Source organism: Dolichospermum heterosporum TAC447 (assembly GCF_024584745.1).
Lineage (GTDB): Bacteria > Cyanobacteriota > Cyanobacteriia > Cyanobacteriales > Nostocaceae > Dolichospermum > Dolichospermum heterosporum.
The window spans coordinates 4356884-4380825 of sequence record NZ_CP099464.1 but is presented as its reverse complement, the minus strand read 5'-3'; the positions used below and the strand labels follow the sequence as shown (position 1 = coordinate 4380825).

Below are 23942 nucleotides of genomic sequence, written 5' to 3'. Positions count from 1 at the left end.
TAATGTGGGGGTTGAAGTTAGAGTAGTGCGTTAGGCATTAATGAGAGGAAATAACCATGAATACAGCCAAACTTAGCAGTGATGGTACTCATCAAATGGTGATATTACCAACAGATTTTAAAATGACAGGTACTGAAGTCTATGTTAAAAAAATTGGTAATGCCATTATTCTTATTAGTAAAGATAATCCGTGGCAAACTCTAATTGATAGTTTAGATCAATTTTCTGATGATTTTCTGATGACTAGAGATCAACTTCCTATTGATAAAAGAGAGGAATTTTAAATGCAATATCTTCTCGATACCAACATCTGTATTTATCTGATTAAGCAAAAGCCAGAAAAAGTTATAGCACGATTTCAAACCTTGTCAATTTCTGATATTGGCATTTCTTCCATTACCGTTGCTGAATTAGAATATGGTGTTTATAAAAGTCAGCAACAAGAGAAAAATAAAAATGCCCTTATGCAGTTTTTACTTCCTTTAGAAATTATTGAATTTAGTCAAAATGCAGCAGTGATTTATGGATATATTAGAAGTGATTTAGAAAGTAAAGGGCTTGTGATTGGACCAATGGATATGCTAATTGCTGCTCATGCAATGAGTTTAGGTGTTACTCTAGTTACTAACAATATACGCGAATTTTCTCGCATTCCTAAACTCTCATTAGAAAATTGGGCAGAGTAAGTTAATGAAATGTAATGCACCGTTTTCTATTAATATTTAACTGTCTGATAGCGCAGCGTGGCGCAAGCCATATCAGGATAACCAGGATTACAGGATTAACAGGATAATATTTGATATTGATATTGTGGAATATTAAAATTAGTGCAATTTTGTAAAGATGTAGATAAATATTAAAAAACATCCTGTACATCCTCAAATACTGGATATCCTGATTCAGACAAAATGCAATTTATGAAAATGTAGATAAACATTAAAAAACATCCTGTACATCCTCAAATCCTGGACATCCTGATTCAGACAAAATGCAATTTTATGAAAATGTAGATGAATATAAAAAAACATCCTGTACATCCTCAAATCCTGGACAATCTTTTTTGTGGAGTTCTCTTATGTCTGATTTCAACTGGAAATTTTTAAGGATAGTTTTATCTTGGCAAGGTTTATTTACTGTAATTATTACTAATTGCTTATTGATTCTCAACCTAGCTACCAAACCAGCCATTGCTCAGAACGGACAGGATTGTTGGGTATCATCAAAAGCAACTCAAGAAAAAGAAAACTTACGTTTATTGGCTTTTAAAGGCAATAAAGAGGCGGCAAGTCGCTATCAGAAATTACTCAAACAGCATACACAAGAATTAAAAACCTGTCGTAGTCAGACTTGGCCGCAAACTCAGGCTATTTGGTTGCGCCTGTATCCCTGTGATATCCAGCCGGGAGCAGTTGATCAAATTATGGATCGAATTGTCAACCAAGGCTATAACCAAGTTTATTTAGAAGTATTTTATGATGGACGGGTACTATTACCCGCCGCAGCTAATTCTACTGTTTGGCCTGCTGTAGTTCGCCTTCCTGGGGCAGAAAAATTTGATTTATTAGCATCAGCAATTAAAAAAGGGAAACAACGGGGGTTAAAAGTTTATGCTTGGATGTTTACTAATAACTTTGGTTACACCTATGCTCAACGTGCAGATAGACAAAATGCGATCGCTCGTAATGGCAAAAATCAAACCAGCTTATCCGTAGTAGAAGATAGTTCCCAAGTCTTCATTGATCCCTACAACACCCAAGCAAAAACCGATTACTACCGCATGGTGCAACAGGTTATCCGCCGTCGTCCAGATGGTGTTCTCTTCGATTATGTTCGTTATCCTCGTCAGACCGGCATTGACTCCATTGCTACCAAAGTTCATGACCTCTGGCTATTTACTCCAGCCACCCAAGAAGTCCTATTTAGTCGCGCCAAAAATGCCAAAGGATTAGAATTAATTCGTCGTTTTTTAACCAAAGGATATGTCAGCGCTGGCGACATAGCAGAAATTGATAAACGCTATCCTCAAGAAGATGAACCCTTATGGGAAGGGCGTATTCCCCCCAAAAAGCAGAAATCCTTACCTTCTCCAGGAGAAAAACAGCGGGTTTTGCAATTGGATTTGTGGTTACTCTCCGTTGCTCATGCTATGCAAGGTATCTTAGATTTTGTAACTTTAGCAAGTTACCCAGCCAAACAAAAAGGTATTCCCGCGGGGGCAGTATTTTTTCCCGAAGGTAATCAAGCTTTAGGACAGGGGTATGATTCCCGCTTGCAACCTTGGGATAAGTTCCCCAGTACCCTAGAATGGCATCCCATGTCCTATGCAAATTGCGGGAATGCTAGTTGCATTGTGGCGCAAGTTCAACAAGTTTTAAAAATGGCGCAACCAGGTACAAAAGTGATTCCGGCTTTAGCTGGGAAGTGGGGAGAATCAATTAGCAATCGTCCCCCATTAGAAGTACAAATGCAAGCCCTCCGCCAATTATCTCCTCAAATTAAGGGTGTTAGCCATTTTGCTTATTCTTGGCAACATCCTGAACATGACGGAGAACGGAAAGCTTGCAATATCCGGTAAAAAAGCTACAGCTACGCATCAACATACTTATCTAATGTAGTAGCTAATGTAGTTTTAGGAACAGCACCAACAACTGTTTTAATTTGTCGTCCCCCCTTAAATATCATCAAAGTAGGAATACTGCGAATCCCGTAATGACTAGCAACAGTAGGATTTTGATCAGCATTCAACTTTACCACTTTTACCTGTCCTGCATATTCCGCAGCAACTTCTTCCACTACAGGAGACAGCATCTTACAAGGACCGCACCAAGGGGCCCAAAAATCAACTAAAACAGGAGTTGGACTTTCTAGCACTTCTTGCTTAAATGTAGCTTCAGTGACATTGGTAATAGATGACATAAATTGTTTGCCTAGATTTCAATCAATAACTTAATAATATCGAATAAAAGAGGAGAGCAGGAAAACCAAATTATCTGCGGTTATCTGCGTCTATCTTTTGCCATCTGCGGTTAATTATTGCCCATTATACCTCACTTGCATCGAAATTTCTCTACTTTCTTAAAGTGTTAATTTACCTGTAAATTAGGGGAATTTTGATCAGCACCACAATGATGACAATAAGGTAATTCTTTATAAGTTAACTCATGACAATTATGGCATTCGACATATTGATAGTAACCGCAGTGGGGACAGTGGCTATCTTGAGGACGAATTTTTCTAGCACACCGAATACAGCGGGATTTTTGAATTCTGTTAGCTGCTTGAATTCTATGATTAAAGACAACGGTTTGGAAGAATTTAATCATGCCAAAACCAACTAAGGGAATTAGCAAAATATAAACATAACTAATTAGGAAAACTAGCCCACCAAACAGAAAACTAATAATATCAAACAAGAATTTAAATATTACACCAATTTGCAGAAATTCAAATATTTTCAAAATTAGCGGAATGAGAAATATCACTAGCAAATGCCAGCTAATTAATCCTATTAATCCATATCCTTTCCGTTGACTAAAATTATTAACTAATAATGCCATCAGAATTAGTGGAATTAAAAAGATAGCTTGAAAAACTAATTGAATGCTAGGATACCAAAAGGAAGCATCTTTATAGCCTTTAGCAATTTGATTAAATTGAGTTTCATCTTTGGCAAAAGACAAGAAGTTAACACTTTCGGGTTTTGTTAGGAGTTGATTTTGCAGATTAGCAATTTCCTGTTTTAAGTTGGCAATTTTCTGATTATTTTGTGTTAATGCCTGTTTAGCTTTTTCAGCGCGAACCTGATTAATAGAATTACCTGAAGACTGACCGGCAATTTTTTCTAATAAGGTTGAATCATATTGCTGACGAATGGTAGTATTTGCTTGTTCAAGACGACTAATTTTATCTTGCGTCTGATTTATCGTGGTGAGAATTTTCTGATTTTGAGGATTATTCAGTTTATCTTTAGATTCACCATAGTTCAAACAGATTTCGGAAACTTTACCCAAATGTCCAATTTCTGCATCTTGATATGCTTGCTGAACTCTTTGCTCATTGCTACCGTAAGGTAATGAACTCCTCAAAAATTCATAATCTTTATTTTTGCTAGTTTGGGTTTTATAATTATTCCATTCAGAATAACATGGATAAGCTTGCGTTGGGCTAAGATGCCATTCACTAATATTATTTAAACCCGTAAAAACATTAATTAAAATAAAAATATCAACTAAAATAATGACAACTAAACTCACTTTATTCAGTGGTTCGTTGTTTACTGTCCGAGAGTTATTAAAAAACCGATTTGAAAGCCGACGGATTTTGGTAAACATATAAACAGGATTCAGAATAGTTACAACTGAAATTAATTTACCATTGTCCTATGACCTTAGTGGTTTTTTTGTTAAGTTTTATATACTTATTAAGTAGTTAATTATATTTTTTATGGGTAAGTTAAATATTTTTTCTCACGCAGAGGCGCAGAGACGCAGAGGAAGAGAGAAGGAGATCAGAAAATTAAACCGACGGATTTAGATCCCCGACTTCTTTGAATGATCTTTATTATTTACAAAAAATTTAATTAAGAAGTCGGGGATCTTTCGTACCTGGCTTAGAGGGTGCATTTCCCCGGTTGATGTAGGCATTGGCATAATTTCATTATTCCCCATCAAGAGGCAAAAATTCCATCTCTTAAACTCTTCCTTTGCGCCTTTGCGCCTTTGCGTGAGACAAATTCCTACTTTGATTCCTGCGATTTCATAGGCTGGGTAATAGCTTGACAATATCTAATTAAAGTATCAATACGCTCCTCAATAGTTTTCAACCTAGCTTGTAATGTTGTTAATTGCTTTGCCCCTTGGAGAAACATCATATCTACTTCCAATAGTCGCAACTGCTTACTTATTTCGGTTTTATAGGATTGTTCTCGTAAATTAGCATCAACCAAAGGAACAATTTGCTGGCTAAAAAACGCCTGTAACTTGGCTAAATGCGGACGTAACTCCCCCGCACTGAGTTTACCTGCTGTTACATTAGTCCGAAACTCATCTAGAAATGTTGCCAATTCCTGATATTTATCACAATTAAAAGACATCTGTTGCTAGTTAAGATAGTATTAGTGTCAAGAAAATTTTCTGATCCAACAAAACTTTCCATTGTTCATGTTCAAAATCACAAGTCTCAAATCTTATTTTGAGGCTTGGTTTACAGTCAATAGATTTTTATGATTATGTTTGAAAGAAACCTACAATGGATGATGACCACAGGCAGTTAGGACATCATCTCTCCAACCTTGTCTCTAAACTTTCAGTTAACAGCATCTACTTATAGAAATGCTGTCATTTTTGCTTATCTCTTACACCTATCCACAAATTACCTTTTTTATTTTATGAGTAGTATAGCCGTCAAACCTCCTGTTGATGTTGTTCTCCCAGACTGGCTTAACAAATGTTTAATCACACCGCCAGCGCCGATACTTACAGAGGAAGAAGACCGAACGTATAACAGTAATGCCTTAATTTGTCGGGCTTTTCAGTTTGCATATCAACTACATGGTGGTCAAGTTCGCAAATCGGGAGAACCTTATATTGCCCATCCTGTTGCTGTAGCGGAAATACTCCGTGAACTAGGTGGTAGTCCGGCTATGATAGCAGCCGGATTACTTCATGATGTAGTTGAAGATACAGAAGTTACAAGTGAAGATATAGAAGCACGGTTTGGTCCAGAAGTCAGGCTATTGGTAGAAGGTGTTACCAAGCTGTCGAAAATTAATTTTACTAGCAAAACCGAAAGTCAGGCGGAAAATTTCCGGCGAATGTTTTTGGCTATGGCGCAAGATATTCGTGTGATTGTGGTGAAACTGGCAGACCGTTTGCATAATATGCGGACTCTCCAATATATGTCAGAAGCTAGTCGTCAACGCAGCGCCCAGGAAACGCGAGATATTTTTGCACCTTTGGCGAATCGCTTAGGGATTTGGCAAATTAAGTGGGAATTAGAGGATTTAGCATTTAAATATTTAGAACCAGAGGCTTATCGAGAAACTCAGAAATGTGTCGCGGAAAAACGCACGGCACGGGAAGAAAAGTTACTCAAAGCTACGGATACTTTACGCCGTCGGTTACTCAAGGCGGGGATTAATTGTTTAGAAATTAGTGGTCGTCCTAAACACCTTTATAGCATTTATCAAAAAATGCAGCGGCAGCAAAAGGAATTTCATGAAATTTACGACTTGGCGGCGCTGCGAATTATTGTCCAAAGTAATGAAGAATGCTATCGCGCTTTAGCTGTTGTTCATGATTCTTTTCGTCCTATCCCTGGTAGGTTCAAGGACTACATTGGATTGCCGAAGCCAAACCATTATCAGTCTTTGCATACGGGGGTAATTGGCTTGACTGGTCGCCCGCTGGAGGTGCAAATTCGGACTTTGGAAATGCACCATATCGCGGAGTACGGAATTGCTGCCCATTGGAAGTATAAAGAAACTGGGGGTTCTGAGAATACTTCCGTCACAGGCTCTGATGAAAAGTTTACTTGGTTGCGCCAGTTGCTAGATTGGCAAAGTGATTTAAAAGATGCTCAGGAATACTTAGATAGTGTTAAGGATAATCTATTTGAAGATGATGTTTATGTCTTCACCCCAAAGGGGGATGTTGTTCCTTTAAGTCCTGGTTCTACAAGTATTGATTTTGCTTATCGGATTCATACGGAAGTGGGAAACCACTGTGCGGGAGCGCGGGTTAATGGTCGGATTGTGCCTTTGTCAACGCGCTTGCATAATGGCGATATTGTGGATATTATTACTCAAAAGAATAGTCATCCTAGTTTGGATTGGTTAAATTTTGTTAGCACTTCAGCGGCGAAGTATCGAATTAAACAGTGGTACAAGCGATCGCGCCGGGAAGAAAATATCGCCAGAGGACGGGATTTATTAGAGAAGGAATTGGGGAAAACTGGTTTTGAGAATTTGCTCAAATCAGATGCTATGCACACTGTCGCCGAAAAATGTAATTATCACAGTGTGGAAGATTTACTTGCCGGTTTGGGTTATGGGGAAATTACCTCGAATTTAGCGCTGAACCGTTGGCGAGAAGTTGTGAAAGCTAGACAACCGGTAAGTGATGTTGTCCCATTTATCCCCAAAGAACCAACGCCAAAATCCTCACGGGATACCCCACTAATTACTTCCCGTGCTAGTGATTCCCCGATTATTGGTATGGAGGGTTTGGTTCATCATATTGCTGGCTGTTGTAACCCCATTCCCGGTGAAGCAATTGTGGGTGTAGTCACACGAGGAAGAGGAATTTCTATCCACCGCCAAGGCTGTCATAATGTAGAACCTATTGAGTGTGAGCGGTTAGTACCAGTGCGCTGGAATTTGGCTATGGAAAACCGCAGCCGTCCCCATACTTATCCGGTTAATGTGCAAATTGAGGCTATGGACAGGGTGGGAGTATTGAAAGATGTATTGTCACGTTTGAGTGATCAGGGTATTAATGTTCGTCATGCTCAAGTGAAAACTTGTTTGGGACAACCTGCGTTGATGGATTTGGGAATTGATGTCCGCGATTGTTCTCAGTTGGAACATTTATTTGTGCAACTCAAGAAAATGAGTGATATTCTCAATATTCGCCGTGTTTGTGAGACTGAGGACTGCGGTTAGTGGGGTGTTACAGCTATTTTCATTATCTCACGCAAAGGCGCAAAGGCGCAAAGGAAGAAAATATATGAAAATGGCTGTGATTTAAGGTTGTTACGCGATTTCATTGAGGGTTTGTAGCAGTTGATCTATTTCTGCGGCTGTGTTGTAATGGGCTAGTCCTATTCGTAATAAGCCGCCTGATGTTTCTACGTCTAATTTTTCGGTGAGGTTGGTTGCATAGAAGTTTCCGTACCAAGCGAATATTCCCTGTTCTCCTAATATTTTGGCTATGGTTGCTGGTGTTTTTTCTGTCATGCGGATAGATACTGTTGGTGTGCGCCATGTAAATTGGCTGGGTTCGGTAATTCCATAGAGGGTTAAACCAGGGATTTTTAATAATCCTGAAATCAATTTTTTACTTAATTCTCTTTCATATTGTTGAATGGCTGACATTGCTGATAATAATGCGGCGCGACGGCTATGATAAGCTGATACTAATTCATGATTTGGTTGTTCTTTTTCGGTTAGGAATCGCGGACAATGGAAGGTGGTTAAGCCTTCTCTATCGGCTTCTATTAAGGAGGAAAGTAATTCGTTATCTAAGGTTGGGGAAACATGACAACCTAATTTTGCTAAATAATTAATTGCTGCTACTAATCCGGCTAAACCTTCATGATTTAATGTTCCTGTTTCCCATCTGGAAGGGACTTCTTCTGATGCGGGTTTAACTTTATAAGGGGAAAATCTGGTTAAATGTTCTCTTTTTCCGTAAAGAATTCCTAGATGGGGAGCGAAGAATTTGTAGGCGGAACAGGCGAGAAAATCACAGTCTAAATGATGAACATTTATCGGTGCATGGGGGGCGTAATGGACGGCATCAACATATACTAAAGCTCCGAAACTATGGGCAATTTTAACTATTTTAGCAATATCATTAATTGTGCCGACGGCGTTGGAAGCGTAAGTTACTGCTACTATTTTGGTGCGGGAATTTATCTTTTTTTCTAAATCGGTTAAATCTAATGTACAGTCGGCAATATTAATATTAACTGTCCGAATAATCACACCTTTTTCTTCTAAAGCATACCAGGGAGAAATGTTCGCTGCATGGTCTAAGTCTGTAACAATGATTTCATCACCGGGTTGGAGTTCTCTACCGATAGCGCGACTCACGGAGAAGGTGAGGGTGGTCATATTTGCGCCAAATACTACTTCATCATTATCGCATCCCAGAAAGTCAGCGATCGCCGACCTGGCAGAAATAATCAAGGCATCGGTTCGCATACTGGTAGTAAAAGCACCGTGAGCATTAGCATTTGACCTGACTAAATAATCACTAATTGCGTCTAGTACACCACCAGGTACTTGTGTGCCACCGGGTCCATCAAAGAAAATTGCTGGTTTTCCGTTGATTGTTTGTGTGAGTGCGGGAAACTGGGAACGAATCCATTTTATATCTAGAGATTCCATGATTTTTCCTCTTTTTGATGATTTTTGTTTCGCGCAAAGAAAGGGAGAAATATATTAATTTATATTGTAGTCTAAGATTCAATGTTGTTGTAGAGGAAAAGCAACATGATTTAAAAGGTTAATAGGGCTAATATTTTTTAATAGTTGCACTTGTTGTTGATTTTTGACTAACAACGTCCCTGCAAACCCCAATGAGTTCACAGAAATTGATTCAAATTCTTCAAATTTTCGGGGAACAATTAACATCCATTCTCGTGTCATTAAAAGATTATATGCTCCTGATTGGATATTATTTTCTAGGGGTTTAATTCCCAAGGTTTGTAGTAATGTATGATATTTTTTGAAGGTTATTTCGGCACTTTCTCCTAAGTTAATATTAGTGAGAGCGTGTACAAAGGTAAATTCTGGGATAGTTCCCAGGGAATTATCTAATTTTGCAGCTTTTACAAGTGGTGAAATGGGAATATCCGTTTCTGCAAAAGGGACAATTTGTAAATGTTTATGTGGTTGACTCGCACCGGCAAGTTTACCACCGTTATAAAATACTAACCCAGCAAATTCTGCTAAACAAGCCCACATAGCTGTAAAATCTTCTAGGGTAAGTAGGCTTTCCTGTGGTTCAAAAGCGCGGGTAATTATCAAAAAGTGATAATCAACAACATTGAATTTATTTAAAATACAAACGTGAGTAGGGGAGATATCCGCCACAAATAAAGCTTCTTCATAAGGTAAAAAAGGATTAAATTCTTTACCAGTTTTAGCAGTTTTTTGATTTTGTTTTTCTTGATTAGCTTTTTTGCGATTGATATTTTCTAAAATTCTGACAACAAACTTGATTCCATCTTGTTCAAAAATTTCCACCTCTGTGGGAATAGATTTTAAAGCTCCAGATTTTAAAGCCAGTTCGGTGGTTTTTTTGAGACTTGTCCATAATGTACCGGGTTTAAGTCGGATTTCCTGCTGGTGCATATTTTATAGGAGATAACTAACAATTTTATATCATAAATTGGTTACATAAAATCAATAATTTCGGCTCTACCTTTCGCTTTATGTAAACATTTATTGTACCTTGGGTTGACGCAAGTAAACCCAAAAACTCTTACTATCTTAAAGCCAATGTTGGGTTATGCCTTCGGCTCCCGTAAGGGATACACTTCATTCAACCCAACCTACAAAAATTAAATTAATATTCTTTTCCATAAGAGGTTATTTTAAAAGTGGTATCCCGTAGTTTTCATCACATTATTATCCACCTTTTCCTTGTAAAGGGGGGTAACAATTATCGGATTTTTATTGGAAGAAATAGTTACAGAATATAAAAAACTTAAACTTCCTTATTTTATCCCCAAAACAGCTTTAATTAAAACACCTAAGTAGGTGAACACAATAAAACTCTCCGGTAAAGATTGTAGAGACGTTCCATGGAACGTCTCTACAGGGGTTTCATGTCACGCATATTTAATTTTCACCAGATGTCTATTGGTAATCCTAAACAACCAACTATTTCTATTTATTCTTTAGACAGGTGATGATTTAATTATATCGCCATTATTTCCAGAACTCAAATTAACACTTTCACAAATTTTACAAAATATCTAAATACTGTAAGCGTCAGATCCCCGAATTCTCAAAGAAGTCGGGGATCTGATCTGAATCTAAGAACAATATAAGGTATCTCTTGTTTCCCTTCCTGTCACGGGATTAGTACCTTTTGCCAGCATACATAGTTTCTTTTGTTCATCTCGACGCAGTAGTACATCAGTAAAATCTGCACCCTCGATTATAGCACCATCAAATTTGGCACCAGCTGCAAATGCTCCTTCTAAAACGGCGTTGGTTAAATCGGCTCTAATTAACCGCGCTGAATCAAGTGTAGCATTAGTTAGGTCTGCTCCCTGTAAATTTGCTGATTCTAGATTGGCGGCGAAAAAACTAACACCTCTTAAATTAGAGTGACTGAAATTACTGTAGCGAAGATTTGCCTTAGTAAAACTAGAATCTGTTAAATCACGTCCAGAAAAATCAGCACTGATAAGAATTTCTTTGTTATATTCCAGTGCTACAGCAGAAGGGACAAAAGCTGCTAAGACTGTGGTGGAAATCATCACCCAAAGTAATAAACTGAGTATACTTATCCAATTGGGATGCTTAGTATTCATGGTATTGTTAATTAATGGCTAATCCTTCTCCATTTAATTATGCAGATATTGGTAACATAGGTGAAGACCTAGTAGCCAAATGGTTACAATCTACAGGTTGGGAAGTTTTGCAGCGGCGCTTTTGTTGTCGTTGGGGAGAAATTGATATTATTGCCCAATATCAAGACACAATGCTGGCGTTTGTTGAAGTGAAAACCCGGAGTTCTGGTAATTGGGATGAAGGGGGGAAAAATGCCATTACTCCCCAAAAACAAGCAAAAATCTGGCGGACTGCGGAAATATTTTTAGCTGAATATCCACAAAAAGCTGATTATGCTTGTCGCTTTGATGTGGCACTTGTTCATTATCAATTACAAAGTAAAAAGATTATTAGCGAAGAATTTTTAGAGCGTTTATCTATAGCTGGATATGAATTTAAGCTGCTACAATATATTGAGGCAGCTTTTGAACAGTAATAATCATGACTGCAAAATTATTTTTACGTTGTGACACTTAATTTAGCATTGTTTAAGCGAGTGTTTCTGGACAATACCCTAAACCTCGAACAAACTGTTGTCTAAATGCTTCAATTTCTTCTCTTTCCGGGCTACCATGAGAAACAACTGCTACTTGGTAACGACGCATTACGTCTATGGGTGTTTGTCCAGATTCTAAACTCCAAAACGCCATTTGGACTCTCATTGGTGGCTGATAGCTAATTCCCAATTCACTCAAGAAAGCTCGAAAATCACCATCTTGTTGATCTGAGACTGTTTCTTTGAGTTTAATTCTGACTACCCAACCATTAATTTGATGAATCACGCTCACAAAGGAAACGGGAAGTTGTGGTCTACCATGTAAGTATTGAACGATTCTCAGGGTGAGTGTGGCATTGCCTAGATAGTACAAGTATTCCATCATAGTGTTATGGGATTCAATTTAGTTCTACCTATCTATCTTCGTTAATGGGGTGGAGTTCCCGGTAGGGTAAAAGCACCCGTTATTCTATGGGGAGATTTACCCAATAATTCAGGAGTCAAAAAGTAGGGGCGCAGAGCCTGCGCCCAGTCAAAAAGTAGGGGCGCAGAGCCTGCGCCCAGTCAGAAGTGAGAATAAAGAAGATGGAAAGAAAAGGCAGTAAAAGTGATGTATAGCGGTTACAGTAAGTTGTGTAGCTCATTTAAATGCATACCATTATAACAATTTAACAATTACTTGATTAATATGAAGCGACAAATAATACAAGATAAAGCGAAAACACAAAATGTTAATTTAGATTGTTCGTTGTCTGGTTATGACTACGAACTTCCACCAGGACTAATCGCCCAAAACCCTGCTGTTCCTAGAGATAGTTCTAAGTTATTGGTAGTAAATTCTCCCGAAACTGCTAAAACTATACCACCTCTACATCACATTTTCCGTGATTTGTCGGAATTGCTGAAACCGGGTGATTTATTGATTATGAATAATACAAAGGTAATTCCCGCTCGGCTATATGGCTGTAAGGATACAGGTGCGGGGGTGGAGGTGTTGCTGTTGGAGGAACGAGGGCATAATTGCTGGTTGGCTTTGGTGAAGCCTGGAAAGCGCTTTAAGGTGGGTAGTGAGATTATTTTTACAGCGGGAGGAGATGGGAATAAACAGGAATTGAGGGCGACAGTTGTTGAGTCAGATCCAGAAACTGGGGGGCGATTATTACAGTTTGATTTGCCCCCAGCAGTTCCTTTAGTGCAGGTATTAGGGAAGTTTGGACAGATTCCCCTACCTCCTTATATTACGGCTTCTACGGCGGCTGATGAACAGTATCAGACGGTGTATGCGGCTGAACAGGGAGCGATCGCCGCCCCAACAGCAGGATTACATTTTACACCAGAATTACTAGAAAAGCTGCGTAATTGTGGCATTAATCAAGCCTTTATTACCCTTCATGTTGGTATCGGTACTTTCCGCCCAGTGGAAGTAGAAGATGTCACTACCCACGCCATGCACGAAGAATGGATTGAAGTTCCTGCTGATACCGTTGAGCAAATTCGGGCTACTCAGGCTGCTGGGGGACGAATTATTGCGGTAGGAACAACAGCGGTAAGAGCTTTGGAAGGTGCGGCGCAATCTGGAGATTTACAGCCCTTTGTCGGGAAGACAAATTTGTTTATTTATCCGGGGTATAAATGGCAGGTTGTGGAGGGGTTAATCACCAATTTTCATTTACCCCGTTCTAGTTTATTGATGCTCGTTAGTGCTTTAATTGGTAGAAAAAGATTATTGGATCTTTACCAGCAAGCAATTAGTTCTGAATACCGCTTCTACTCTTTCGGTGATGCTATGTTGATCTTACCAGAAGGGAAAAGTATTCTTATGAATTTTTGATGAAGTGATGGATAATCTAATTTAGATAAGTAGGTAGGCGTTAAAAAATATAAGATAGACCTAACCCCCCAGCCCCCTTCCCTACCAGGGAAGGGGGAGTCAAAGCCTCTCCCCTGCAAGGGAAGAGGTTTGGAGAGAGGTCTTGTATTTAATTATGCCAAGTTACTTAAATTAGATTAAGATAGACCTAACCCCCCAGCCCCCTTCCCTACCAGGAAATGGGGAGTCAAAGCCTCTCCCCTGCAAGGGAAGAGGTTTGGAGAGAGGTCTTGTATTTAATTATGCCAAGTTACTTAGATTAGATTCAGTATAACTAAAGGGTAGTGAGTCATGTATCAAAAATGCCATAAATATCCGTCTTTTAACATAGCTAAGGCTACATACAAGCAAGTATTAATGAGTATCCTTTCTACTTCTTCTGCATTTTTAATCTTGACTTTACCTGCAATTATTAATTCTCCCAACAGTCAGGTATCAGCAGCAGAAGTTGTTTCCCAGGATTTAGAAGCAGCTATATCTTTTCAACAGGGAGTAACATTTTATAATCGTCAAGACTATCAAGGTTCGGAAATGGCTTTTCGTAAAGCCTTAGAGCGAGATCCTAATATTGGTGCAGCCCGAAATTATTTAGGTAATATTCTTTTACAACAAAATCGCTTAGATCTAGCTATCCAAGAATTTGGAGAAGCCATTAGATTAAATCCAAATTTGGGATCAGCTTATTATAATTTGGGTGTAGCTTTACAAAAACAGGGACAAAAAGAAGCCGCTATTACAGCTTATCGTCAAGCCTTAGTGGTAACTCCCACATTGGCTGATGCTCATTATAATTTGGGGGTTTTATTCTATGAACAAGATCAGCGTCAAGATGCTATTTCTGCTTATGAACAAGCAATTAATTTAGATAGAAATCATGAAAATGCTTATTTCAACTTAGCAATTGTTCAACAACAAGAAGGTCAAGTAGAATCGGCGATTTCCGCCTATCGGGAAGTTTTAAAAATAGATCCTGAAAATTCTGTAGCTTACAATAATTTAGGTAGTCTTTTAGTAAATCAAGGTAAAATTGCTGAAGCAATTAATATTTATAAAGAAGCAATTCTGCAAAATCCTAAAAACACCTCTGCTCACTATAACTTAGGAGTAGCTTTATATAATCAAGGTGTCTTTAAGGAATCCGCTCAAGCATTAATACGCGCTCGTCAACAGTACGTAACAGCAGGAAATACTGAGCAAGTTGCCAAAACTGAACAAATCATCCAACAAATTGCCCAAATTTTAGCACCCAAAAAATCCCCTGTAAATCAACCCGGTAGCGCAACAGCAGTTACTACTCCACCACTTGAACAAGCACCCGCAAATCTTCCCCCTGTTGAAGACTTACCTGCAAATAAGTAGTGAGACAGAATTAATTACACAATGTTATTGCGTTAGCGTAGCGTGGCGTTAGCCATATGGAACGAAGTGAAATGAAGCAATTCCAAGGGTTGTGATTGCTTCCCTTCCCTCGCAATGACTGTAAATATTTTTGTCCAATTACTTACTTCGACAACTGAGAAAACTACTTTACCGAATTTGACACCAGATAAACAAATCACAAATCCAAAATAATTTGTCATTTGTCATTTGTCATTTGTCATTGAAAAATTATTATTCCCTATTCCCTATTCCCTATTCCCTATTCCCTATATTGGTAAACGATTAATATCTTTATTACAACCAATTACTACCATTGCAGAACCTTTTTCTAAACGTTTAGTTGGTTCGGGATTAATGATAAATTTACCATCATGACTTACAGCCAACATATTTAAACCGTAGCGGTTACGCAGTTGCAGTTCAGCAATAGTTTTCCCATGAAATTCATCAGGGACAATTAACTCCACAATACTGTTATCTGGGTCAAGATCAAATCTTTCTAAAATTCCCGGTTTAGTGAGTGTTCTTGCTAAAGCACAACCAGCTTCATATTCAGGAAATACTACATGATCTGCGCCCACTCGTTGTAATAATTTGCGGTGAACTTCACTAGAGGCTTTTGCAACTACGTGAGGTACACCACCTTCTTTCACATTTAAGGTAGTAATAATACTTTCCTGAACGTAGTTACCAATGGCGACAATAACGGTATCAAATTCAAAAATTCCGGCTTCTTTCAGGGCTGCTGATTCAGTTGAATCGAGTTGCAAAGCATGACCAACTATTTCTTCATTCAATGCTTCGGAAACCCGTTTTTCATCAACATCTGTAGCTAATACTTGATAACCTAAATTATGCAGTGTTGAACAGACAGAACGACCAAAACGACCTAACCCAATTACAGCAAATTGGTGGTTATCTTTACGTAAACTGCGAAGAAATTTTAAGGATGAAAGATTCATGATTGGTGATTGGTAATTGGTACACTAAATAAGGAATAAATAATCCCTGTCCATAATGTAGTTGATTTTGATACTATTAAGTAAACCACCTAAATTAGCTATGCAAATAACTAACAGCGAAATCAAAGCTATGCGGGAATTAATGCCTGATTATACCCCCGGACTGGAAGCAATGGATCATTTAGAAAAGCACAATGGCGACATGGAAACGGCTTTTCAAGATTTATGGCAAGAAAAAAATCGTCAAGTTATCATGGGGGGAGATAAGTCACTTTTACAAATCACCCTCAAAGCCTTGCGAAATGAACTTTGTGGTGATGACGGGTTTCGTGGTCAAATCAAAGAATACACCAAAAATCCTGGCAGTTCTCCTTTACTTACAGGTGTGATAGTTTCCTTAGTGGGTTTAGCTTCATCTAGTGGTTTACCTCTTGATCCTGCCATTGCCACTGTTATAGTTTTATATATCCTGAAAATAGGGGTTAATATATTTTGCGATTACACTGAACCGCCGGCTGCTAGTGGTGGAACTTTACCCCCAGCACCATAATTGATTATATACGGGCGGGTTTTCCCCGTCCTCTGCTGATTGTGTAAATTAATTCTTGGAGGTATAGCAAATGGTAATGCAGCGGCCACAAACTAACCCAACTCCTCAAATTCTACCTTTAGAAAATGGCGATCGCTTATCACGCCATGAATTTGAACGTCGTTATACTGAAAGTCTCGATATTAAAAAAGCTGAATTAATCGAAGGAGTAGTTTACGTGGCCTCACCTTTACGCTTTCAACGTCATGCAGAACCCCATAGCAATTTAATCGGTTGGTTGTGGAATTATCGTATTCATACCCCCGGAATTAAATTAGGAATAGAACCTACCATCAGATTAGATCAGGATAATGAACCTCAACCCGATGGAGTTTTATTAATTGATGAAAGTTTGGGTGGAAAATCTCGAATTACCGATGATGATTATATTGAAGGCGCACCGGAATTAGTCGCGGAAATTGCCGCCAGCAGTGCAGCTTATGATTTATATGATAAGAAAAAAGCCTATAAACGTAACGGCATTCAGGAATATATTGTTTGGCAGAGTTTAGAAAATAAATTAGATTGGTTTGGGTTACATGACAGTGAATATATATTACTGCAACCTGATACAGAGGGAATTATTAAAAGTCAAGTTATGCCCGGATTATGGTTATCTGTAACGGCATTATTAGCAGGAGATATGGTTAAGGTTTTAGAAGTATTGCAAACCGGATTAAATTCACAAGAACACAGGGAATTTTCACGGCGTTTATCAGGTTTGTGATATAATTTAAGTCAAATATTCACAAATAACTCAAGTTATGAATACAGAAGTTTTGCATTTTTTCCAAGAATCACATAAGCAGGATTTGGAAACAATCACTCAAATTTTGGCTGATATAACCAACCGTAATCCTGAAGAAATTAAACCATATTTAGATAGAATACTAACGCAATTGGTAGAACCGCAACAAGAACGACCAGTTAATGAAACTGCTACTCCAGAAAAACGGATAGCTGCATTTCAAGCATGGGTAGAGAGTCACAGGAGTCTGAATTTACCAACCCTTTCTGATGAAGCACTCAGCCGAGAAAGTATTTATGGTGACAGGGGTTAAATGCCTTATCTTCTAGACACAAATATATTATTACGTAGCGTTGATTTATCTCATCCGATGAATAGTAATGCTGTCAATGCTATCAATAAATTGTTAGGTCAGGGCGAAACATTACATATCGTGCCGCAAAACTTAATTGAGTTTTGGAATGTTTACACTCGTCCCATTGAGAGAAATGGATTAGGACGTACAGCAATAGAAGCAGAAGTAGAAATACAAAGATTAAAAACTATTTTTCATCTTGCTTTAGATACCGAAGCAGTTTATTCCGAATGGGAAAGGCTTGTTATTACTTATTCTGTTATTGGTATTAATGTGCATGATGCGAGACTTGTAGCTGCAATGCTTGTTCATGGGATAACTCACATTCTGACATTTAACACCAAGGATTTTGCTCGTTACTCGGAAATAATAGCTGTTAATCCCACAAAGATAGCGTCTGAATGAATCTGAAAACTCTATTTTTTACCATCACTCTGGTAATCTCTCTAAAATCTCCCTCACAATATTCGCGCTATATTCCTCTTTATATTCAACATATATCTCTAATTTTAAGGTTAGTGCAGAGGACTTAAAAAACTTCGAGGGCTTTTTGTACGATCAACTTGAAGAGTCAGAGGATAATAATCGTATTGGAGGTGTACTAGACTCACCATATCTTGTTGGTGTATTGAGTTGGACACAAAATTTCCTGAAATACTTCTTTAAAGAGGTTTATGAGATCATTTGCATTGAACAGCAAGCCAAAGAAATTAGTTTCTTATCTAACATTTGCTTGTACCCGATACTATAAGTCACATCTGTAAGTTTGGTTAAGCTGGTAACTAATATGCTTTTCAGTTCCTCAACTTCATTTAATAGGAGTGTAAAAACATTTTGTCAGCGTTTAAGTAACGATAGCGATCGCCAAATTCGATTTTGATAGATAAAGCTTGTTGATAAAAGTCCCGTGCTTGGGCATATTCCCGCATTTCTTGGGCTACCATTCCCAACTGGTGGTAGATTCTAGCTTGAGAATGGCGATCGCCAAATTCGATAAAGATAGATAAAGCCTGTTGATAAAAGTCCTGTGCTTGGGCATATTCCCGCATTTCTTGGGCTACTATTCCCAACTGGTGGTAGGTATCAGCTTGTTCATAGCGATCGCCAAATTCGACACAGATAGCTAAAGCTTGTTGATAAAAGTCCCATTCTTGGGCATATTCCCGCATTTCTTCGGCTACTTATTCCCAAATTTGTAAAGTTTAAGTAATGAGATTTTCTAAAGTTTTAAATCTAAATACACCAGAACGCCAAGCCCAAAAATCAGGAGCAAATTTAGCTAATCGGTTAATAGCGTAATCTGGTAAAATGAACAAAATAGGATAAGGGACAGTTTTTTTATAAGCATCCCTGACAAAATTCAAATCTTGTAAAAATGGCGGATATTCACCAAACACACCAATAGATTTTTCTAAACCTTGAATAATTAATACTAACTTTTTATTTGCTTCTTTTTCAATTTTTGGCAATTTTTTGACAATTTCATCACGTAAAAAGCGCAAATTAGGATCAGCAAATTTGAGAATTACAAATTGAATTTCCTCACATTGAGAATTTGTTTTTAATGCCTCAATTAATAACTCTCTATCAGGAGGAAAATTAATCTCAATAAATCCCAAAGTGAACTTTTCAGAGAAATCAATAAACGTCAATAATTCCGCCAAAATATCTTGATTCAGAGTGACAAATTGCCCTAACTCGGCGTTAAAATAATGTTGTAATCTCTGCCTGTGCTTTTTGGAAGAATTCATTTTGCTTCACCACTGGGTTAGGATATCATTAATATCTGTTTCTTCATTTACTTCTAAATAAATGACATGATAGTTTTGTTCCCATTGACTTTGAATCTTTTTCAACTCTGTACTTTTGCCAAATGACAAAGAACCCAGATGTGTAGGGGTAAAGCAAGAGCTAACCCCCTACGTTTAGAATCAAACAATCAAGCCGTTTTGAGTATAATAACTGGGGAATGTGGTATCTAATTTCCGTTCTTCCTGAGTTCTATATCAATTACTAATTGGTGATTATCCAACAAGGAGATTTTCTTCAGGATAGTGAATTCTGCTAGGACGAGGATCACCTAGTATAGATGACATCAATAATAAAATACCAACGCGACCAATATACATGGTGAGAATTAAAATTAATTTTGCTGCGGTAGAAAGAGTAGCTGTAATCCCTGTGGAAAGTCCTACTGTACCAAAGGCTGATACTACTTCAAAAAGAATTTGAATAAAAGCCAATTTGGGGTCAGTAATACTAATTAAAATGGTGGCAAAAATCACTGTTGCTAATGAACCGAATACCACCCCCACAGCTTTTAAAATTAAAGAAATGGCAATTTTACGATTATATAATAATACCTCTTCTTTGCCTTGGAGAATTGCCTTTGTACAACTGGTCAGAACTCGTAAAGTAGTGGTTTTGATTCCTCCTCCTGTACCTCCTGGACTTGCACCAATAAACATCAGGGCAATCATAATGAATAATCCCGCATTAGTCATTTTGCCAATATCAATGCTGTTAAAACCAGCGGTTCTGGTACTAACTGACTGAAACCAAGCGGCTAATATTTTATCAGATAAACTTAATTGTCCAAAGACGCTATCGTTTCTGATTTCTATAAAGAAAATTGCAATTGTTCCTAGCACTAATAATATTAAAGTTGTGCTAGTAGCAACCTTAAAATCTAGAGAGAATATTAAACAACTTGTCTTTCTAACGAGGCGATTACCTTGATAGGTAAAGCTGTCTCGCAACCACAAATACATATCCAAAATTACTTGATAACCAATACCTCCAAAGATAATTAAACAGCCAATTGTGATAATCACTAAAGGAGAAGATTGATAGCCAATTAAATTATCTTTAAATAAACTAAATCCAGCATTGTTCCAAGCACTGACACTGTGAAAAATAGCTAACCAAGTTCCTTCTTGCCAACCTTTTTCGGGAACAAAAGCTATCATTAATAAAAATACTCCCGTGAGTTCAAATAATAAAGTGGTCGCAATAATAGAACAGATAATTTGAGAGCTACCACTCATGCCTGGACGGTCTAAAGCTTGCTGAATTGCTACTTTTTGTCTCAAGTCAAATTTTCTGCCAATTAATAACATTAAAAATGTGGTAGTTGTCATATAACCTAAACCACCAATCTGGGCTAATAGAGCAATAAATAACTGACCTAGAAAGGAAAATTCAGTCCCAGTATCTACCACTGCTAATCCTGTGACACAAACCGCTGAAGTTGAAGTAAATAGGGCAACAATTGGGTCATTCCAATTACCGTTACCAGTTGAAAAAGGCATTGTTAAGAGAATTGCTCCCAAAAGAATGACAGCAATAAATCCCAAACAAATTGTCCGCGCAACAGTCATAAGTGATTAAAAATGAAGAAATTTCATGCAGTTAGGTTATTTTTATATATTCCCAAGGTAGAATTAATGAGTTATTCCCTGGCGTAAAAATATCCCTGTAGCGGTTATTGGTTGAGTGAAATACAAGAACCCCACCCCCAACCCCCTCCCCGCAAGCGAGGAGGGGGCTTATGACTGTATTTCATTCAAGTGCATACCGTTATATCTAATTAAAAACATAGATGGTAGCCTAAGAATAAGTTTTTTTCCAGTTTCTTGTCATCTTTATTATTATTAAATTCATGAGTCAAATACTTTACAAACAAATTCAGGAATTTTACGATGCTTCTTCCAGTCTGTGGGAACAGATTTGGGGGGAACATATGCACCACGGTTATTATGGCGTAGATGGTAAACAGGTGAAAGAACGCCGTCAGGCACAAATTGATTTAATTGAAGAATTGTTAAAATGGGCTGATGTTAAGGGTGCGAAAAATATTCTTGATGTCGGCTGCGGGATAGGTGGTAGTTCTTTATACTTGGCTGAGAAGTTTGGGGCAAATGCCACGGGAATTACACTGAGTCCTGTACAAGCTGCTAGAGCTACTGAAAGGTCTTTGGCAATGAATTTGAGTCAAAAAACTAGATTCATGGTTGCCAATGCTCAGGAAATGCCTTTTGAGGATAATTCTTTTGATTTGGTCTGGTCACTGGAAAGTGGTGAACATATGCCAGATAAAACTAAGTTTTTGCAAGAGTGCTATCGCGTATTAAAGCCCGGTGGGACTTTGATTATGGTGACATGGTGTCATCGGAATACGGATAAGTTGCCACTGACAACGGATGAACAAAAGCTCTTGGAGGATATTTACCGAGTCTATTGTTTACCTTATGTTATCTCTTTAGCGGAGTATGAAGCGATCGCTTGGCAGTTACCATTAAATAATATCCGCACGGCTGATTGGTCAACCGCAGTTGCTCCTTTTTGGAATGTTGTCATTGATTCAGCATTTACACCCCAGGCATTTATCGGTTTATTAATGGCTGGTTGGACTACAATTCAGGGGGCATTATCTTTAGGTTTAATGCGTCGAGGTTATGAAACTGGATTGGTTCGGTTTGGATTATTACGGGGAACCAAGTAAGTCCAATTCTGTGTAAAGATGTACTCAATTTGAAGATAAACCAACCACAGAGGCACAGAGGACACAGAGAAGAAAAAGACAAGTTTAGGAAATTCGGCGCAGTTTCACAAGGAAATGGTATCAGTCCAATTCCTTTAGGTGCTTAAGAACAAAAAATAACAAAAGATGAATCAATTTTATCAACAAAATTCGGCTATTTCTCCAAAAAGTTGGTTTTATTCTTTTTGGAAGTTTTCCCGTCCCCATACAATTATGGGAACAACTTTGAGTGTCTTGGGTTTATATTTAATTACCCTGGGTGTCACTTCAACAAATTTTTCTAGTTTGCATATTAGTCAAATTTTAGCAACATGGGTCGCTTGCATAAGTGGCAATATTTATATTGTTGGTTTGAATCAATTAGAAGATATTGACATTGATAAAATCAATAAACCTGATTTACCTCTAGCATCGGGAGAATTTACCAAAGGACAAGGACAATTAATTGTTATTATTGCTGGTATTGTCGCCTTAGCTTTAGCATGGCTAACTGGACCGTTTTTAATGGGCATGGTGACAATAAGTTTAGCAATTGGTACGGCTTATTCTTTACCACCAATTCGGTTAAAACAGTTTCCTTTTTGGGCTGCTTTGTGTATTTTTTCGGTGCGGGGAACAATTGTTAATTTAGGTTTGTTTCTGCATTTTAGTTGGGTATTGCAAAGAAGCCAAGGGATTCCGGGGGCAGTTTGGGCTTTAACTGTGTTTATCTTGGTATTTACATTTGCGATCGCTATCTTCAAAGATATTCCTGATATGGAAGGAGATAGATTTTACAATATCACAACTTTCACCCTCCAACTCGGACAACAAAAAGTATTTAATCTTGCACTTTGGGTATTAACAATCTGTTATCTCGGTATGATTTTAGTAGCGTTATTCCATCTTGCGGAAGTTAACACTATCTTCATCTTCATCACCCATACCGTAGCTTTAATTGTCATGTGGTGGCAAGGTGCAGGAGTTGATTTACAAGACAAAAAAGCCATTACTAATTTCTATCAATTTATCTGGAAATTGTTTTTCATCGAATACCTAATTTTTCCCGTCTCTTGTTTATTAGCTTAAGCTCATGTTAGAAACATTTCCTACTGCCAATATTGTCGCCATTTCTGTAGTTATTTCTGGTCTTAGTATTCTTGGTTATTTGAGTATCAAAACATTGATTACTTCTAATTTATTTCAGAAAGGCATCAATTTTTATCAAGCCAAAGATTTTGAAAATGCCGAAATAGTTTTGAGAAAGGTTATTGCCATCAACTCTACAAATGATATGGTACGTTTGTTATTAGGAGATATTTTAAATCAGAAAGGACAAATTGCCGAAGCAAAAGCATTATTCTGTGAAGTAATTGATAGCAGTCCTAAAAATCCTGATGCTTATTTACGTTTAGCAAATATTCTCATGCAGGAACAACAGGAAGTAGAAGCTAAAGCTAATTTACTTCAAGCAAAAGAATTATTGCAGAAACAGCGTCAACCAGAAAGGGCAAAAAAGGTGAGCCTTTTGTTAGATAAAATGTCTAAGTAGGTGAACACAATAAAACCAAACTGTGTAAAGAAATGTAAAATCGCCTAAACCCTCTTCACTCTTGCCTCTTGCCTTTTGCCTTGCCATAACGACAATTTTCAACGCCAACCTACTTAAACTGTGATTTTTTAACAACAAGATCCCCGACTTCTTAAAGAAGTCGGGGATCTGACTTATCTCC

25 protein-coding genes and 1 pseudogene are annotated in these 23942 nt (G+C 37.8%); 15 read left to right on the top strand and 11 right to left on the bottom strand.

Annotated elements, in window-relative coordinates:
- Positions 1 to 56 precede the first annotated feature (56 nt).
- From NG743_RS19735 to NG743_RS19725, 3 genes are all read left to right on the top strand, one after another.
- Positions 57 to 284, top strand: a complete 228-nt coding sequence (locus tag NG743_RS19735) for an antitoxin (protein WP_027402372.1) — start codon at positions 57 to 59, stop codon at positions 282 to 284.
- Entirely contained in the window at positions 285 to 686 is a 402-nt protein-coding gene (vapC, locus tag NG743_RS19730) for a type II toxin-antitoxin system tRNA(fMet)-specific endonuclease VapC (RefSeq protein ID WP_027402371.1), read from the top strand. It begins immediately after the preceding gene.
- Positions 687 to 1075: 389 nt separating this feature from the next.
- A complete protein-coding gene (locus NG743_RS19725; RefSeq protein ID WP_027402370.1) occupies positions 1076 to 2575 on the top strand; it encodes a family 10 glycosylhydrolase in 1500 nt (499 codons plus the stop codon).
- Positions 2576 to 2586: 11 nt separating this feature from the next.
- Here the strand turns inward: NG743_RS19725 and trxA are convergent, their stop codons facing one another.
- From trxA to patD, 3 genes are all read right to left on the bottom strand, one after another.
- Complete coding sequence (trxA, locus tag NG743_RS19720; RefSeq protein ID WP_027402369.1) at positions 2587 to 2916, bottom strand: thioredoxin; 330 nt, start codon at positions 2914 to 2916, stop codon at positions 2587 to 2589.
- 167 nt (positions 2917 to 3083) lie between these two features.
- Complete coding sequence (locus tag NG743_RS19715) at positions 3084 to 4331, bottom strand: hypothetical protein (RefSeq protein ID WP_027402368.1); 1248 nt, start codon at positions 4329 to 4331, stop codon at positions 3084 to 3086.
- A gap of 404 nt (positions 4332 to 4735) precedes the next feature.
- Positions 4736 to 5092 (bottom strand): heterocyst frequency control protein PatD, encoded by a 357-nt coding sequence (gene patD / locus NG743_RS19710; RefSeq protein ID WP_257120721.1) that lies wholly within the window; start codon positions 5090 to 5092, stop codon positions 4736 to 4738.
- Between the two features lie 294 nt (positions 5093 to 5386).
- Between patD and NG743_RS19705 the strand changes: the two genes are divergently transcribed.
- Positions 5387 to 7660, top strand: coding sequence for a RelA/SpoT family protein (locus NG743_RS19705; protein WP_257120720.1), 2274 nt, complete (start codon positions 5387 to 5389; stop codon positions 7658 to 7660).
- Positions 7661 to 7750: 90 nt separating this feature from the next.
- On the opposite strand, the gene NG743_RS19700 is transcribed toward NG743_RS19705, so the two are convergent.
- Together NG743_RS19700 and NG743_RS19695 are read right to left on the bottom strand one after the other, a co-directional pair.
- Entirely contained in the window at positions 7751 to 9109 is a 1359-nt protein-coding gene (locus tag NG743_RS19700) for a cysteine desulfurase-like protein (protein WP_257120719.1), read from the bottom strand.
- Positions 9110 to 9187: 78 nt separating this feature from the next.
- Positions 9188 to 10078, bottom strand: a complete 891-nt coding sequence (locus NG743_RS19695) for an ATP adenylyltransferase family protein (RefSeq protein WP_193962382.1) — start codon at positions 10076 to 10078, stop codon at positions 9188 to 9190.
- A gap of 309 nt (positions 10079 to 10387) precedes the next feature.
- On the opposite strand from NG743_RS19695, the pseudogene NG743_RS19690 reads away from it, so the two are divergent.
- Positions 10388 to 10480, top strand: a pseudogene (locus tag NG743_RS19690) (Uma2 family endonuclease); the annotation flags it as partial.
- 284 nt (positions 10481 to 10764) lie between these two features.
- Here NG743_RS19690 and NG743_RS19680 read toward each other — a convergent pair.
- On the bottom strand, positions 10765 to 11268 hold the full coding sequence (locus NG743_RS19680) for a pentapeptide repeat-containing protein (RefSeq protein WP_027402363.1): 504 nt from the start codon (positions 11266 to 11268) through the stop codon (positions 10765 to 10767).
- Between the two features lie 14 nt (positions 11269 to 11282).
- On the opposite strand from NG743_RS19680, the gene NG743_RS19675 reads away from it, so the two are divergent.
- Positions 11283 to 11723, top strand: coding sequence for a YraN family protein (locus NG743_RS19675; RefSeq protein WP_027402362.1), 441 nt, complete (start codon positions 11283 to 11285; stop codon positions 11721 to 11723).
- A 52-nt stretch (positions 11724 to 11775) separates the two neighbouring features.
- Here the strand turns inward: NG743_RS19675 and NG743_RS19670 are convergent, their stop codons facing one another.
- On the bottom strand, positions 11776 to 12165 hold the full coding sequence (locus NG743_RS19670) for a hypothetical protein (protein ID WP_027402361.1): 390 nt from the start codon (positions 12163 to 12165) through the stop codon (positions 11776 to 11778).
- A gap of 306 nt (positions 12166 to 12471) precedes the next feature.
- Here NG743_RS19670 and queA point away from each other — a divergent pair, with 306 nt between their 5' ends.
- Positions 12472 to 13614, top strand: coding sequence for a tRNA preQ1(34) S-adenosylmethionine ribosyltransferase-isomerase QueA (queA, locus tag NG743_RS19665; protein WP_027402360.1), 1143 nt, complete (start codon positions 12472 to 12474; stop codon positions 13612 to 13614).
- Between the two features lie 396 nt (positions 13615 to 14010).
- Positions 14011 to 15012, top strand: coding sequence for a tetratricopeptide repeat protein (locus NG743_RS19660; RefSeq protein WP_051424301.1), 1002 nt, complete (start codon positions 14011 to 14013; stop codon positions 15010 to 15012).
- Positions 15013 to 15299: 287 nt separating this feature from the next.
- Here the strand turns inward: NG743_RS19660 and NG743_RS19655 are convergent, their stop codons facing one another.
- Positions 15300 to 15995, bottom strand: coding sequence for a potassium channel family protein (locus NG743_RS19655; RefSeq protein ID WP_027402359.1), 696 nt, complete (start codon positions 15993 to 15995; stop codon positions 15300 to 15302).
- A 100-nt stretch (positions 15996 to 16095) separates the two neighbouring features.
- Here NG743_RS19655 and NG743_RS19650 point away from each other — a divergent pair, with 100 nt between their 5' ends.
- From NG743_RS19650 to NG743_RS19635, 4 genes are all read left to right on the top strand, one after another.
- Entirely contained in the window at positions 16096 to 16545 is a 450-nt protein-coding gene (locus NG743_RS19650) for a hypothetical protein (protein WP_027402358.1), read from the top strand.
- 70 nt (positions 16546 to 16615) lie between these two features.
- Entirely contained in the window at positions 16616 to 17311 is a 696-nt protein-coding gene (locus tag NG743_RS19645) for a Uma2 family endonuclease (RefSeq protein ID WP_193962381.1), read from the top strand.
- 37 nt (positions 17312 to 17348) lie between these two features.
- Complete coding sequence (locus tag NG743_RS19640) at positions 17349 to 17645, top strand: hypothetical protein (RefSeq protein WP_257120718.1); 297 nt, start codon at positions 17349 to 17351, stop codon at positions 17643 to 17645.
- Positions 17646 to 18092 (top strand): type II toxin-antitoxin system VapC family toxin, encoded by a 447-nt coding sequence (locus NG743_RS19635; RefSeq protein WP_027402355.1) that lies wholly within the window; start codon positions 17646 to 17648, stop codon positions 18090 to 18092.
- Positions 18093 to 18499: 407 nt separating this feature from the next.
- Here the strand turns inward: NG743_RS19635 and NG743_RS19630 are convergent, their stop codons facing one another.
- The 3 genes from NG743_RS19630 to NG743_RS19620 all read right to left on the bottom strand — a co-directional run bounded on the left by NG743_RS19630 (position 18500) and on the right by NG743_RS19620 (position 21067).
- Positions 18500 to 18856, bottom strand: a complete 357-nt coding sequence (locus tag NG743_RS19630; protein ID WP_257120717.1) for a tetratricopeptide repeat protein — start codon at positions 18854 to 18856, stop codon at positions 18500 to 18502.
- Positions 18857 to 18889: 33 nt separating this feature from the next.
- Positions 18890 to 19438: a hypothetical protein gene (locus NG743_RS19625; RefSeq protein WP_035081704.1), complete on the bottom strand. Its 549-nt coding sequence runs from the start codon at positions 19436 to 19438 to the stop codon at positions 18890 to 18892.
- A 273-nt stretch (positions 19439 to 19711) separates the two neighbouring features.
- Complete coding sequence (locus NG743_RS19620) at positions 19712 to 21067, bottom strand: TrkH family potassium uptake protein (protein WP_257120716.1); 1356 nt, start codon at positions 21065 to 21067, stop codon at positions 19712 to 19714.
- A gap of 281 nt (positions 21068 to 21348) precedes the next feature.
- Between NG743_RS19620 and NG743_RS19615 the strand changes: the two genes are divergently transcribed.
- The 3 genes from NG743_RS19615 to NG743_RS19605 all read left to right on the top strand — a co-directional run bounded on the left by NG743_RS19615 (position 21349) and on the right by NG743_RS19605 (position 23761).
- The gene (locus NG743_RS19615) at positions 21349 to 22191 is read left to right on the top strand and encodes a methyltransferase domain-containing protein (protein ID WP_027402350.1); all 843 of its coding nucleotides are present in this window, start codon (positions 21349 to 21351) and stop codon (positions 22189 to 22191) included.
- A gap of 165 nt (positions 22192 to 22356) precedes the next feature.
- Complete coding sequence (locus tag NG743_RS19610) at positions 22357 to 23298, top strand: homogentisate phytyltransferase (protein ID WP_027402349.1); 942 nt, start codon at positions 22357 to 22359, stop codon at positions 23296 to 23298.
- 4 nt (positions 23299 to 23302) lie between these two features.
- Positions 23303 to 23761, top strand: coding sequence for a tetratricopeptide repeat protein (locus NG743_RS19605; RefSeq protein WP_027402348.1), 459 nt, complete (start codon positions 23303 to 23305; stop codon positions 23759 to 23761).
- Positions 23762 to 23942: the final 181 nt, after the last annotated feature.

Excerpts from the sequence above, each read along its gene's own strand:
- NG743_RS19705 (WP_257120720.1), top strand. The coding sequence starts at position 5,387 with ATGAGTAGTATAGCCGTCAAACCTCCTGTTGATGTTGTTCTCCCAGAC.
- NG743_RS19625 (WP_035081704.1), bottom strand. The coding sequence starts at position 19,438 with ATGAATTCTTCCAAAAAGCACAGGCAGAGATTACAACATTATTTTAAC.
- NG743_RS19620 (WP_257120716.1), bottom strand. The coding sequence starts at position 21,067 with ATGACTGTTGCGCGGACAATTTGTTTGGGATTTATTGCTGTCATTCTT.
- NG743_RS19670 (WP_027402361.1), bottom strand. The coding sequence starts at position 12,165 with ATGGAATACTTGTACTATCTAGGCAATGCCACACTCACCCTGAGAATC.
- queA (WP_027402360.1), top strand. The coding sequence starts at position 12,472 with ATGAAGCGACAAATAATACAAGATAAAGCGAAAACACAAAATGTTAAT.
- NG743_RS19655 (WP_027402359.1), bottom strand. The coding sequence starts at position 15,995 with ATGAATCTTTCATCCTTAAAATTTCTTCGCAGTTTACGTAAAGATAAC.
- NG743_RS19640 (WP_257120718.1), top strand. The coding sequence starts at position 17,349 with ATGAATACAGAAGTTTTGCATTTTTTCCAAGAATCACATAAGCAGGAT.
- NG743_RS19660 (WP_051424301.1), top strand. The coding sequence starts at position 14,011 with ATGAGTATCCTTTCTACTTCTTCTGCATTTTTAATCTTGACTTTACCT.
- trxA (WP_027402369.1), bottom strand. The coding sequence starts at position 2,916 with ATGTCATCTATTACCAATGTCACTGAAGCTACATTTAAGCAAGAAGTG.
- NG743_RS19635 (WP_027402355.1), top strand. The coding sequence starts at position 17,646 with ATGCCTTATCTTCTAGACACAAATATATTATTACGTAGCGTTGATTTA.
- NG743_RS19675 (WP_027402362.1), top strand. The coding sequence starts at position 11,283 with ATGGCTAATCCTTCTCCATTTAATTATGCAGATATTGGTAACATAGGT.
- patD (WP_257120721.1), bottom strand. The coding sequence starts at position 5,092 with ATGTCTTTTAATTGTGATAAATATCAGGAATTGGCAACATTTCTAGAT.
- NG743_RS19615 (WP_027402350.1), top strand. The coding sequence starts at position 21,349 with ATGAGTCAAATACTTTACAAACAAATTCAGGAATTTTACGATGCTTCT.
- NG743_RS19605 (WP_027402348.1), top strand. The coding sequence starts at position 23,303 with ATGTTAGAAACATTTCCTACTGCCAATATTGTCGCCATTTCTGTAGTT.
- NG743_RS19630 (WP_257120717.1), bottom strand. The coding sequence starts at position 18,856 with ATGCGGGAATATGCCCAAGAATGGGACTTTTATCAACAAGCTTTAGCT.
- NG743_RS19735 (WP_027402372.1), top strand. The coding sequence starts at position 57 with ATGAATACAGCCAAACTTAGCAGTGATGGTACTCATCAAATGGTGATA.
- NG743_RS19610 (WP_027402349.1), top strand. The coding sequence starts at position 22,357 with ATGAATCAATTTTATCAACAAAATTCGGCTATTTCTCCAAAAAGTTGG.
- NG743_RS19680 (WP_027402363.1), bottom strand. The coding sequence starts at position 11,268 with ATGAATACTAAGCATCCCAATTGGATAAGTATACTCAGTTTATTACTT.
- NG743_RS19725 (WP_027402370.1), top strand. The coding sequence starts at position 1,076 with ATGTCTGATTTCAACTGGAAATTTTTAAGGATAGTTTTATCTTGGCAA.
- vapC (WP_027402371.1), top strand. The coding sequence starts at position 285 with ATGCAATATCTTCTCGATACCAACATCTGTATTTATCTGATTAAGCAA.
- NG743_RS19650 (WP_027402358.1), top strand. The coding sequence starts at position 16,096 with ATGCAAATAACTAACAGCGAAATCAAAGCTATGCGGGAATTAATGCCT.
- NG743_RS19715 (WP_027402368.1), bottom strand. The coding sequence starts at position 4,331 with ATGTTTACCAAAATCCGTCGGCTTTCAAATCGGTTTTTTAATAACTCT.
- NG743_RS19700 (WP_257120719.1), bottom strand. The coding sequence starts at position 9,109 with ATGGAATCTCTAGATATAAAATGGATTCGTTCCCAGTTTCCCGCACTC.
- NG743_RS19695 (WP_193962382.1), bottom strand. The coding sequence starts at position 10,078 with ATGCACCAGCAGGAAATCCGACTTAAACCCGGTACATTATGGACAAGT.
- NG743_RS19645 (WP_193962381.1), top strand. The coding sequence starts at position 16,616 with ATGGTAATGCAGCGGCCACAAACTAACCCAACTCCTCAAATTCTACCT.